Here is a 12,941-nt window from a genome sequence, read left to right as displayed (position 1 = left end):
CAAAAGGGAAATTAACAGAGCCGTAGATGGTGCGGTATGACATAGTAGAATGAATAAAAAGAGAGTTATTAGAAGAATCATTAAAGTTAGAAGAAAGCCAAGGGGAAGAAGTATTTATTTTCCCTTTTCCCGGGCAAGTCAGGTTCTATATCCATCCATGATTTTAAGGGCTTTTATTCTTTCTTCTATTGGTGGGTGAGTTGTAAAAAGACCTGAAACTTTTGAAAAGAAAGTATCTTGCTTATTTTTTGTTAAGGGATTTGCTATACACATCGGAGACATTGTCTGTTTATCACTTAAAATTTTTACTACAGAATTACCAGAAATCTTTTCTAAAGCACTTATTAAACCTCGTGGATTTCTAGTTATTAAGGCACCTGTAGCGTCAGCCTGAAATTCCCTTGTACGAGAAACTGCAAATTTTATCAAAGGAGCTACTAAATATCCATAAACATATAAAGATATTGCTAGTATAAGTAAAAATATTTGTATTGCGCTTACATTGTTTTTAGAGTTGTTTGTCCGTGCCGTTAATGATATTCTTAAAAGTATCTCTGCAAGAATAGTTGCAAAACTAATGCATACAATCATTATAAGCATAAGTTTTATATCTCTGTTGCCTATATGAGCCATTTCGTGAGCAATAACACCTTCCAACTCGCTTTTTTCTAGTTTATTTATAATTCCTTTAGTTAACACAATATAAGAATGTTTTGGATCCCTTCCTGTAGCAAAAGCATTCATCCCCATATCATTTATAGAATATACTTTAGGCATAGGAAGCCCCGCAGTTATAGCAATATCTTCTACAATTTTTACTACTTCTGGGGCATTCTGTTTAGTAAGTTCGACAGCTTTAGTAGTAGCCAAAATAAAATGTTGTCCTAAATAATAACTTACTAAAATCCACAAAATTGCTATAATAGAAACTATAGGCAAAACGTACATTGCAGTTTGGTTAGCAAGAGTAAACACAGAGACCTGAAAAGCCCCTCTGGGCATATTTTCAAGACGTAACAAACTCACATACAAAATTCCTAAATATATAAGTATACTCAAACTTATAGGAAACAGTAGAAATAGGAAAATTGTTTTTCTAGTGTTAGATTCTATAAAATCATAAGTTGTAATCTTTGGCATTTAACTAAAAAGAAACTTTTACAGGATTTTTTGCTGCCTGTTCTGCTTCATCTAATTTAAAGAAGTTCTGTTTTTTAAAGTTAAATATTTTTCCAACAATATTACTTGGAAAAATTTCAAGTCTTATATTTAAAGCAAGAACATTTGAATTATAAAATCTTCGACTTGCTTGTATTTTGTTTTCTGTATTTGTAAGTTCTCTTTGGAGTTCTAAAAAATTTTCGTTTGCTTTAAGGTTAGGATAATTTTCAGATAATGCAAACAGAGATTTTAATGTACTCTCCAAAACATTTTCTGCTTTTGCTTTCCCTTCTATATTCCCTTTTATGCTAATAGCTGTGTTTCTAGCTTTTATAACTGCATCCAAAGTGTTTTTTTCGAAAGACGCGTACCCTTTAACAGTCTCAACAAGATTTGGGATCAAATCGTAACGACGTTTCATTTGTATTTCTACATCACTCCAAGATTCTATCACTCTATTTTTAAAAGTTACAAGTTTGTTATAAATTGAGAATGTGTATGCACCTAAAAGAAAAACTAAAATAATAACAACAACTGCTTGCATAATAATATACCTCCAATACTTTTAATTTAAATATTCGTTTGAAGTAGCAACTACTTTTTTGTAATACTCAAGCATTTCTTTATGCTCTTGAGTCTCCTGTGTTATTTCTAACATCTTAGTTTTCTCGTTAAAATTAAAGTAGGTTATATTTGCATTTTCAGGATTGTACAAAACAGCTTTATTGTTAGACAATATAAATCCATCACTATTAAAAGCAACATGACTTAAATGCTGTCCTAGTAAACTTTCACCTGCTGCTGTGTACTGCGCCTCTGAAAAAGACAAGTCGTATAGCGTTGGCCCAATATCCATATGACAACCACTAATGTTTACATCCATATCTTTTCTTAGTTTTTCTGGAACATACATATACATAGGCACTGAATACTTTTTAAATAACTCTTCTTGAGTAGTAGCTTTAAATTCTCTTAAGTTATGGTCGCCAGTTATTACAACAATAGTATTTTTTGCAAACTCAGAACTCTTTATTTCACTTAAAAATTTTGCTGCCTGCCTATTTGCAAATTGATAACTTTCAAATATTCTAACACCGTATTTAGTCTCCCCAGGCATCATGTTTAAGATATCTCTAGGTATATTAATATTTAAAGGTTTATAGTATGGGGGAGTCTCGTACGGTGGATGAGTTGCAGTAGACATTGCATAAATAAACATAGGTTGGCCATTACTATTTTTTAATTCTCTTAAAATTAATTCAAAAAACTGGGCATCGTTTATGCCCCATTGATGTCTAAATTCATTTTTTATAGAACCTTCTCCATAAACTTCATCAAAACCTTGAGCTTTTAAAAAATTGTTGATATCTCTCCAAGCAAGACTGCCACCATAAATAGCTTTTGTAAAATAGTTTGCTTTTTTATAAGGCAAAACTATTGAGCTTGAAAATTGCTTAAATGCTTTAGAAGTTTGAGTGATTTGCAATGAGAACGGTCTTTGAGGCATGTTAAGTATTGTAGATTCTAAAGCATGTACAGTTATTTTGCCAGCAGATAAAAAATTATAAAAAACAAAATCTTCTTGAAAATGCTTAGCAAGCTCACCTAAAACGTCAAAATTTTGACTATTGTATAATATTGGCAATTCTCCAAAACCTTCTAAAATAATAAAAACCACATTTGGTTTTATTTCTTCTGCCATGGAATTGACACTGGAAACTTTATTAAAAATATTAGTGTCTATTTCTTCTTTTTTTACATTAAATTTTTGAGCTATATCCACATAATTATCAATTTGAGAAATTTTCGCGTCTAACGCGTCACAAAAAGAATGTACGCTTGTCAAAGCCACATTATTTATAAATTGATTATTAGATACTTGAGCATGAAATTTACCTAACGGGAACATAGATAACGTTCCTCTAGCTAAGCAAAATATACTAAATGGTATAAGCAAAATCACTAATGTTTTAGATATAAAATTAAATACAGAAGTGTCTATAATAGTATGCTTGGATGTCAATTGAGAAGTTGTAAATGCAATCAATTTATATATTATAAAAGTTATAATAAACAAAGAAATTAAAGCTATTAAAAAGCGATGATCATAAAGTATTGTTTTTATAAGAGCAAAAGTGTCATCTGAAAAAAAATCAAAAATTAAAATATTAATATGCTCACCAAAAGATACGTAAAACCCAAAATCTATAATATCTAAAACAATAATAGTTGAAAAAGCTAAAAAATAATAAATTTTTAAAAAATATACAGAAATTCTAAATAATAGTAAATTCTTTATAACAAGAAAAATGCTAAACATGAATGCTACAAATAAATTTATATAGGCGAGTGTAGCTATGTCCAACCTTGCGCCAAGCAAAAACGATTTAAACAAAGAATTGTAGAGTCCATCAAGCGCTAATCCATTTTTAAAATAAAAGAAAAAAAACAGTCTATAAAGCGTCATCATTAAAAATATAGCGACGTTTAAAGGTATTATTTTAATTATACAATCAACATATTTTTCAAAATTAAATGTTTTTATTATCATCTGTAACAAAAACCACTGTTTTATATATAATGGCCTGTAAAACCCTTAACATATACGCTTACAACGCCATTTTGAACATCGCTGTGTTAAAAATTTGTGCTTATCACACGATAAGCTCTACATTTTTGCCTTGCTTTGTCAAAAAATTACAGCATTTATACGCTTTAGGAGAGTTATAAAAAAACTTGTTTGATTATTATTTTACAAAATATTTATATTGAGTTCAAAAATTTAGATTTTGAAAAATTAAAACCTGGCTTGTAAAAAATGGATTTTTGATAAAAGATTTGTAAAAAAATTTTATCATATACAAAATTTTGCCAGTTTTGGCTTTGCTATACATCTTTCCATATTTTGATGTTATTAAAAAAACAAAATAATAAAGGAAAATCTTAGAACTCACAAAAAATATTTAAAATCTTTGTACAATTTTTACCATGAATAAAAAACAAATAGAACTGTTAGCTCCTGCTGGTTCCAAAGAACCTTTTATCGCAGCCATCCAAGCTGGTGCAGATGCTATATATTGTGGCCTTACGGATTTTAATGCAAGAAACAAAGCCAAAAACTTTACATTTTTTGACCTTTATAATTACACATCTTATGCTCATAGTAGAAATGTTAAAGTATATGTTACTTTAAACACATTAATAAAAGAATCTGAACTTAAAAATTTAATAAAAACTCTTAATTTTGTTTCACAAATCGGTATTGATGCAATAATCGTACAAGATTTAGGTATTGCAAATATTATTTTAAATAGCTTTCCAGACTTAAATTTACACGCTAGTACACAAATGCCTATACACAACAGTTATGGCACTTTTGAAGCTAAAAAAATTGGTTTTAAAAGAGTAGTTTTATCTAGAGAACTCTCTTTACAAGAAATAAAATCCATATCAAAAAAACAGATATTGAGCTAGAACTTTTTGTACATGGGGCATTATGTTTTAGTGTTTCTGGTCTTTGCTTGTTTTCAAGTTTTATTGGAGAATATAGTGGAAACAGAGGAAAGTGTGCTCAACCTTGTAGAAGAATGTGGACAATACAAGATAAAAAAGGGTTCTACTTTTCTCCAAAAGATTTAAGCTTGTATACCTATATAAACGAACTAAAAACATCTGGAATTTCCTCATTAAAAATTGAAGGAAGAATGAAAAGTCCTCACTATGTCTATAACACTGTAAAATCGTATAAGCTATTATTATCAAACAATGATGCTGCTTTTAAAGAAGCTTGCTGTTTACCTGAGAATGATTTTGCTAGAGAAAAAGCAACTTTTAATTTTATAAAAAAATCAGATGATATTTTCACCCCAAAACTATCAAAACAAACTGGTATATATTTTGGTAAAATTACCAAAGTGCATAAGCTATCTTTTATGTTAAAATCCTCTCTTAATCTAAATATAGGTGATACATTAAAAATAGTAGATTCCGCAAAAGATACATCTTATACAACAAAAGTGCTAAACATAACAATAAAAAATGATTCCTACGAAATAGAAACTAACCTGACTTCCTTAAAGGTCACTATGGATGTTTTCAAAATCTCAAATAGTTATACAGAAAAAAACTTGAAAATGTTTACAATAAAACAACAATAGAAAAAAACAGTTTAAAATAAATGAATATATAATTAATTTACCAAAATTTAAAAATGAAAATAATCTTGGCGAATTATTTATAAAAATTGACAATCTTAAATGGTTGAATATAGTTAAAAAAAATATATCTATAATATTTTCTTTAAACAAAGACTCAATACAAACCATAGATTCTTTAAAAACTTTTTATTATTTTCAATTACCACCATATATAGGGAGTTTGATTTACCAATATTTCAACAAGCTCTAGATTCAATAATTACTAAAAAAGTTAAAGGTATTTTTATAAGCAATTTATCACATTTTCAATTTTTTAAAAACAATAAAATCCAACTTTTTGCTGACAGTTCTTTATACACATTAAACTCTTTTACTGCAAATTTTTTATTTAGAAGATGACTATAAAAATATACAACTTCTTTGTCAAAATGGACTTTACAGTAACGGCATTTTTTATATTTCTGGATTTCCTGTTTTAGCAATTTCTCTTATGAAAATGCATAAAGATTTAACCCTAAACAAACAATTTATTATTGACTCTACAAAAGATTCTTTTAGATATATAAACAAAAATGAAAAAACTTACATTATTCCCCGTTTTCCTGTAATGCTCTTTAACAAACTTAACATTTTAAAAAACTTGAAAATAAACTAGTTTATGATAGACCTTTCCTTTATAGAGCCGAACGAAAGCTATTTAAACTCATTATTAAATGCTTACAATAAACAACAATATTTACAAAATAATGTCGAGTTAACTTTGGAAAAGGACTACAATAACCTTTTCTATATAATGTATCTGTACTTTCACTTTTCCAACTTCTAATCGGATAACTACTTTTATATGTAACCAACTTATTTATGTTAAAATGCAGCCGTATTGCATATTTGCATAATTGGAGGGTTTGTGGCATATATAGAAAAAAATAATAGACAGTATGTTGCTTTCATCTTATATTGAAAGGGTAATAGGAGAAGAATCAGAAATAGAGGGGTTGAAGGTAAAGATGAGAGTATTGTCAATGACTTTGAGTTCAGTACGAGTGTTGTATAGGTAAGAGCCGTTAGTATTAGACAATGAGATATTGCCAGATCCATAAGCATCTATGAGGTTAATTGACAAGGGGGATGTGAAATGGTCGTAGTTAGAGATGGAGAGTTTTTGAGCATTGATAATAAGAGGGAAGGACTGATTACGGAGATAAAGAATAGTTTGATTATTGGGTAGGTTGTTAGGGAGAGCAAAGGAGAAGGAGTCAAAGCCAAGTAAAGTACCTAAAGAGACATTTGTAGCATTAATGAAGTTAAGGGAATTATTTTCAGCAATAGAGTTATGGATAGTAGAATCTTTAGAATAGTCAGTATTAACTAAATAAACAGGAGTAGTTGACAAATCAATATCAGAGTTGGTAAAAGAAAGGGTGTTGTTATTAATGAGGAGATTGTCTACTTCACAGTTGGATAAGGATACCTGAGCAAAGGATATTTGGTAGCAGTTAGAAATAGAAGAACTAATAGAAATGGAATTAGAGGAGATAGAGATAGTATTAGGATGATAAACAGCGTCACGGTTTGAGACTAGGTCTAGGTAAGCAGCGTATATGCGGTATACATTACAATAGGAAGAAATATTAATGGAATTGTTATCTAGATAAAAAGAAGAGGTGAGGGTAACAGGGTTAGAAGAATCATTTTTAGTATCAAGGTATATATAAGCGCCATAGATTTCGTTTATATTAGAAAAGCTAGAGATGTTGATAGAGTTATTAGTAAAGGAGAAAGTAGAATTAATGAGATTATTTGAAGGAGTGATATAGTAAATAGCATTACTTAACAAAGAAAAAGAGCCATATATGTAAGAGCGATTTAAATCATTATAAATGGTAGTAGAATTAGAAGAACATTCAATGAAATCTTTAAGAAGGACATTGGAATCACCAGATGAAACAGAAGAAGAAGCAAAAGGGAAATTAACAGAGCCGTAGATGGTGCGGTATGACATAGTAGAATGAATAACAAGAGAGTTATTAGAACCTGACTTGACCGGCAAAAGAAAAAAAGGAAAATTCGGGGGAACTCTAATGCTCAAATCAGGTTCTATGAGCCCCTTAATTGTTAAGGTGAGTTTGAGTACCGAACTAACATCTAATTTTTTGACATCGTATAGAGTAAATAAAAATTTACAAAAATAATTTAAATGCTTTATGATCTCTGAAATATTTTTTTGATTATCTTCTTATCTTAAACAGTTCATATAAAATTACAGCAGATGCACATGAAGCGTTTAATGAAGATATAGTATTTTTCTGAGAAATTGAAATCAAGTAATCACAGTTCTTTTTTGTTAAATCGTGGAGACCAAAACCCTCACTCCCTATTATAACTGCAAGAGGAAATGGTAAATCTATTGTTCCTAATGTTTGACTACCGTTTTCTGCACCAGCTATCCAAAAATTATTATCCTTTAATAAAGTTATTGCTTGGTTTAAATTTGAAACTTTAGAAATAGGAATGTGTTCTATAGCCCCTGCAGAAGATTTAGAAGCCGTTTCATTTACGCTAACTGCTCTCCATTTTGGAATTATTACCCCGTCAGCGCCAAAAGCTACACAATTCCTTATAATTGCTCCTAAATTATGAGGGTCTTCTATGCCGTCCAATATTACTAGTAAAGATTTTGGTGATTGTTTTGCTTTCTTTATTAAATCTAAAATATCTAAATATACTATTGGCGAAACTTCTGCAGCTATACCTTGAGATTGTTGTGAAAATTTATCTAATTTTTCTGGAGGTACGCTGTGCACAGCTATACCTTTCTGTTTTGCAATACTTATAATTTCAGAAATTGTGTTACCCCTTGCTGTCTTTGAAATCATAATTTTATTTACAGTACGTTTATGAGCTTTTAAAAGTTCATAAACTGCATTACGACCAAACACAATATTCTCCAATAAAATATCCTTTTTATTGTTTTTATACATTTAGAAAAGTCCTTTAGATTAATATCAACTAGATAAGCTTTAAATCTTTTTTACTAATATAGATGTACCGTCTTTATTATCTATTATCTTATATCCTTTAGCATTTAGAATGTCTCTTAGTCTATCAGATTCTTGCCAATTTTTGTTTTTCCTTGCTTGATTTCTTTCAATAAAGAGATTTTGCAAATAATCATTTGAACTTTCTTCTTTAGGAAGAACTATACCTAAAGATTTTTCAGAAAAATCTTCAAACATTTTTTTAAAGGAAGCAAGTCTTTCTTTGTTAGAACTAAATAATTCATTCAATATTATGCTTTTTAATTCGTGTAAATAAGAAAGCGCTTTTTCAGAATTAAAGTCGTCGTCTAATGATAATAAAAATTTCTCTTTTAATTCTATTAAATCTTTATCTTTTAATTCTAAAATCTCTTCACTTATATTAGATGTAAGCCTTAAATATGCATCATCTAAACCTTGTAAAGCATTTTTAGCAGAATTTAAATTAATATCAGAAAAATCTAATGGACTAGAATAATGTTGAGTTAAAAGATAATAACGTACTATTCTAGGATTATACTTTTCAAAAATTGTTTCTAAAGTAAAAAAATTATTTAAAGATTTTGACATCTTTTCTTTATTTACTGTAACAAAACCATTATGTATCCAATATTTAACAAATTGTCTGCCAGTTTTAGCTTCACTTTGAGCAATTTCATTTTCATGATGAGGGAAAATTAAGTCCTGTCCGCCACCGTGTATATCTATGGTATCACCTAAAAAATGAGAAGACATTACAGAACATTCTATATGCCAACCAGGTCTCCCCTTACTCCAAGGACTGTCCCAAGAAACTTCTTCTGGTTCATTTTTTTTTGTTTTTTTCCACAAAGCAAAATCATATGCTGAAACCTTTTCGTCACAAACGTTAACTCTCGCTCCTATTTTTAAGTTATCTAGTTTTCTTTTAGACAATTTTCCATAATTTTTAAACTTTTCAACAGGAAAATATACATCTCCATCAACATTATAAGCAAACCCTTTAGCAACAAGTTCTTTTATAAAATTAATAATATCTGTAATCATACTAGTAACACGAGGATACTCTTGAGCTTTTAAAACATTCAGCTTGTCCATTTGAGAAAAATAATCGTCTATATACATTTGCGCTAACTGTGAAGGTTGTATGCTTTTTTCTGAAGCTCTTTTTATTATTTTATCATCAACATCTGTAAAATTTTGAATATGGGTTACTTTATAGCCTCTTTGTAAAAAATGCCGTTTTATTATGTCAAAAACAACGTATGCTCTTGCGTGCCCCAAATGTACTTGATCATAAGGAGTTACTCCGCATACATACATAGACACAAAACCTTCTTTTTGAGGCTTGAAATATTCTTTTGTGTTTGTTAAAGTGTTCCAAATTTTAATTGCCACAACATTGCCTCTTTTTCTTACTATTTCTTTGTCTGCTTTTTTATACTTACAACTGCCATAGATGCAATACCTTCTTTTCTACCTACAAATCCCATTCTCTCATTTGTTGTAGCTTTTATACCAATTCTTTCTTTTTTTATTTTTATTGTACTTGATATTACTTCTTTCATTTTATCTATAAAAGGGTATATTTTAGGAACCTCCGCAATTATTGTAATATCAACATTATTTACAAAAAATTTCTGTTTTTTTAGCTCTTTATATACTTTTTCTAAAAGAGAAATACTAGAAATATTTTTATATTTTATATCATTGCTTGGAAAAAAATGTCCTATATCATTTAATCCACAAGCTCCAAGCAATGCATCCATTAAAGCATGAATCAAAACATCTGCATCACTATGCCCATCTAAGCCAAATAAATTGTCTATTTTTACTCCTCCCAAAAAAAGAGGTCTGCCCTTTTTAAACCTATGCACATCATATCCTAATCCAACATACATATTATTTTATCCTTTTACCTTAAAAGTTTTTCTGCTATAAGAAAATCTTGTTTTGTTGTTATTTTAAAGTTCGGGAATTTAGTTACCACTGCAGAAACTTTTACATTTAATTTCTCTACAAGACTTGAATCATCAGTAATGTTTCTTGATATGTTTCTTGAATAAGCTTTTTTCAACAAGTTTGTTTCAAAAATTTGAGGAGTTTGTGCATTTCTTAAAACAGATCTATTTAATGTTTTGATAATTCTATTTTTGCTGGATACAACCTTTATTGTATCTTTTGTTTGTTCTACAGCAATAGCAGCTTTTGTTTTTTGTGCTTCTTTTAAAATTACATCTATATCCTCTTTAGAGATAAGTGGTCTTGCTCCATCGTGAATAGCAACAAAGTGTATGTCTTCTTTTACAAGCTTTAATCCATTTTTAACAGAATCAAATCTCTCTTTACCTCCTGCAACGCATTCAAAAATATCTTTATACTTTAAGGATAACCCCTCTACCATACACGAAGGCACAACTACAATTTTTTGTTTAAAGCACTTTAATTTTGCAAATGCTTCAACGCTCCAAAGAAACATTGGTTTCTTGTTAAGCATTAAAAATTGTTTTGGAATTTTAGTTCCAAACCTCTTACCAAAACCACCTGCTACTACTATAACAGCACCTTTCATTTTATTGCCTTAAAATTCTCCCAAAAACTAGCTTACAGTTTGAACTAAATATTGAAGAAGTAACCACTATTTGAGTATTTCTATCTATATAACTCTTACCATCAATTTGAACAACTGTAGTTTTTTCATCAAAATAACCTGTAGCTCATGTTGTGAGCCTTCTTTAACTAAATAAACATTCACCTTTTGGCCAGGAAGAAATGTAGGGTAAAGAGCCCTTTCTAAGTTATTGAAATTTAAAACGGCTACTTTTTCTAAAGACGCTATTTTATAAACTTCAAAATCTTTTGTTATTATTTGTGCTTTTTTAGATTTTGCAATATCGATAATTTTAGATATATTATCTTTTTCATTGTTCAAGTTTGTTTTTAGTATGGTTACATTTACCAAATTAAGATTCTTAACATATCTAAAACAACTAAACTTCTCTTTGCTGTACTACGGTTTAACGGAATTAGAGCTTTTTGCAATATTTTTCAACTCATCAATCAAAAAAGAAGGGATAATCAAATCAAAATTTAAAAATTTTGTATTTATCATATCATAAATTCTACTATCAAGCAAAATACTTAAATCAATAATAGCAACATTTTTAGAGCTTTTTTTGGGCTTTTATAAGCAATATCACTAATCCTGCTATCACAAGTAACAGAAAACAAATAATCATTAAATTTTACCTTAATCAAAACTCCTAAATTTTTTGAATTTCTCAACATCAGGGTATATTCCAGTCCATATTTCAAAATTACAAGCACCCTGGCGTATAAGCATGCCTTCACCTGTAAATACTTTTAATTTGTTTGCTTTAGCAAATTTAATAAAAGGAGTAAGCTTATTATAAATTAAATCATATACAATTAATTTGCATTTAAATTTACCTACATCAAAAGGAAGAACATCTTGCAAATCCATACCACATGAAGAACAGTTAATTAACATATCTATTGAAGGAAGTAAATCTCTCGCTTTTTGTAAGCTAATACTCCCTACATTAAATACTTTAGAAAGTTTTTCTGCATTTTTTATAGTTCTATTTGTAATATATATTTTATCTGTTTTAAGTTTTTTTAAAGCATACAAAATTGACCTTGCAGCTCCACCAGCACCAACAACTAAAATGTTCTTATTTTTTAAATTTATATTTTTATCACTTAAATCATTAATAAAACCCATCCAGTCTGTGTTATATCCATAAAATTTATTATTTTTTACGCACACCGTATTTACACTACCTATTTTCTTGACTACATTATCAACTATATCTAAATACTTAATAACTTCTGCCTTATAGGGAAGAGTAATATTAAAACCTGAAAAACCTAAAAACCTCATACAATTAAACACTTTCTTAAAACTTTTTATGTTTAGTTCTATTGCAAAATAAATACAATTTAGACTTTCTTTTCTAAACCATTCATTATACAGTTGAGGAGAAAAAGAATGTTTTACCGGACAACCTAAAATCGCAAATAATTTTGTATCCGCATTTACCATTATATACCTCAACTGGGATCTGTCTAAAAACTCTAATGCATATGCGTATTTTACAATAAAGCCTAAAGTTTATCAATTAAGTGTATATTCAGCTCTCTATTTATCTTTGTAACTCTAAATGTAAAACTGGGTAAGGAAGATTAAGAAAATCAAGCTTATCTCTACTTACAAATTTAAACCCCATTTTATCATAAAAATTACAAGCTTTTTTATTCTGCTCATTCACACATACTTTTCTTAAATTTAATTCATTTATAGCATAATTTACAAGCCTTCTGCCTAAACCCTGTCCAAAATAAGTAGGGTCTACAAAAAGAGCTTCTATTTGATTATGAGAAGTCCCCATAAAAGCACAAAGATTATAATCCTGTTTAATACCATACAATCTGATTTTTTTAAAAATTATTTCAACTGACTCTTTTATAACATTAAAATCTTGTTCTTTTAAAAATTCATGCGAACATTTTACCGACTTTTCCCATAAATCTAATACACTTGTATAATCATATTCTTTTAACTGTATTATTTCCATACAAAATT

General features: G+C 28.8%; 11 protein-coding genes and 1 pseudogene. 1 reads left to right on the top strand and 11 read right to left on the bottom strand.

Annotated features, from left to right (window positions below):
- Positions 1-138: 138 nt before the first annotated feature.
- The 3 genes from LBD57_RS01770 to LBD57_RS01760 are packed head-to-tail and all read right to left on the bottom strand — an operon-like array spanning position 139 to position 3,712.
- Positions 139-1,140, bottom strand: coding sequence for a M48 family metallopeptidase (locus tag LBD57_RS01770; RefSeq protein WP_373469628.1), 1,002 nt, complete (start codon positions 1,138-1,140; stop codon positions 139-141).
- Positions 1,141-1,144: 4 nt separating this feature from the next.
- On the bottom strand, positions 1,145-1,705 hold the full coding sequence (locus LBD57_RS01765; protein WP_373469627.1) for a LemA family protein: 561 nt from the start codon (positions 1,703-1,705) through the stop codon (positions 1,145-1,147).
- 21 nt (positions 1,706-1,726) lie between these two features.
- On the bottom strand, positions 1,727-3,712 hold the full coding sequence (locus LBD57_RS01760) for an LTA synthase family protein (protein WP_373469626.1): 1,986 nt from the start codon (positions 3,710-3,712) through the stop codon (positions 1,727-1,729).
- 437 nt (positions 3,713-4,149) lie between these two features.
- Between LBD57_RS01760 and LBD57_RS01755 the strand changes: the two are divergent.
- Positions 4,150-5,318 (top strand): annotated as a pseudogene (locus LBD57_RS01755) (peptidase U32 family protein).
- Between the two features lie 952 nt (positions 5,319-6,270).
- Here LBD57_RS01755 and LBD57_RS01750 read toward each other — a convergent pair.
- The 8 genes from LBD57_RS01750 to LBD57_RS01715 form a co-directional block, all read right to left on the bottom strand.
- Positions 6,271-7,407 (bottom strand): hypothetical protein, encoded by a 1,137-nt coding sequence (locus LBD57_RS01750; protein WP_373469625.1) that lies wholly within the window; start codon positions 7,405-7,407, stop codon positions 6,271-6,273.
- A 139-nt stretch (positions 7,408-7,546) separates the two neighbouring features.
- The gene (gene rlmB / locus LBD57_RS01745; RefSeq protein ID WP_373469624.1) at positions 7,547-8,257 is read right to left on the bottom strand and encodes a 23S rRNA (guanosine(2251)-2'-O)-methyltransferase RlmB; all 711 of its coding nucleotides are present in this window, start codon (positions 8,255-8,257) and stop codon (positions 7,547-7,549) included.
- A gap of 81 nt (positions 8,258-8,338) precedes the next feature.
- A complete protein-coding gene (cysS, locus tag LBD57_RS01740; protein WP_373469623.1) occupies positions 8,339-9,733 on the bottom strand; it encodes a cysteine--tRNA ligase in 1,395 nt (464 codons plus the stop codon).
- A 20-nt stretch (positions 9,734-9,753) separates the two neighbouring features.
- Positions 9,754-10,236, bottom strand: coding sequence for a 2-C-methyl-D-erythritol 2,4-cyclodiphosphate synthase (gene ispF, locus LBD57_RS01735; protein WP_373469622.1), 483 nt, complete (start codon positions 10,234-10,236; stop codon positions 9,754-9,756).
- Positions 10,237-10,250: 14 nt separating this feature from the next.
- The gene (gene ispD, locus LBD57_RS01730; RefSeq protein ID WP_373469621.1) at positions 10,251-10,907 is read right to left on the bottom strand and encodes a 2-C-methyl-D-erythritol 4-phosphate cytidylyltransferase; all 657 of its coding nucleotides are present in this window, start codon (positions 10,905-10,907) and stop codon (positions 10,251-10,253) included.
- Between the two features lie 84 nt (positions 10,908-10,991).
- Positions 10,992-11,267: a hypothetical protein gene (locus LBD57_RS01725; protein ID WP_373469620.1), complete on the bottom strand. Its 276-nt coding sequence runs from the start codon at positions 11,265-11,267 to the stop codon at positions 10,992-10,994.
- A 318-nt stretch (positions 11,268-11,585) separates the two neighbouring features.
- Complete coding sequence (aroE, locus tag LBD57_RS01720; protein WP_373469619.1) at positions 11,586-12,401, bottom strand: shikimate dehydrogenase; 816 nt, start codon at positions 12,399-12,401, stop codon at positions 11,586-11,588.
- Between the two features lie 100 nt (positions 12,402-12,501).
- On the bottom strand, positions 12,502-12,933 hold the full coding sequence (locus LBD57_RS01715; RefSeq protein WP_373469618.1) for a GNAT family N-acetyltransferase: 432 nt from the start codon (positions 12,931-12,933) through the stop codon (positions 12,502-12,504).
- Positions 12,934-12,941: the final 8 nt, after the last annotated feature.

The sequence above is a fragment of the Candidatus Endomicrobiellum cubanum genome (assembly GCF_031278955.1).
Classification (GTDB): domain Bacteria; phylum Elusimicrobiota; class Endomicrobiia; order Endomicrobiales; family Endomicrobiaceae; genus Endomicrobiellum; species Endomicrobiellum cubanum.
This window is presented reverse-complemented; position numbering and strand designations above follow the sequence as displayed.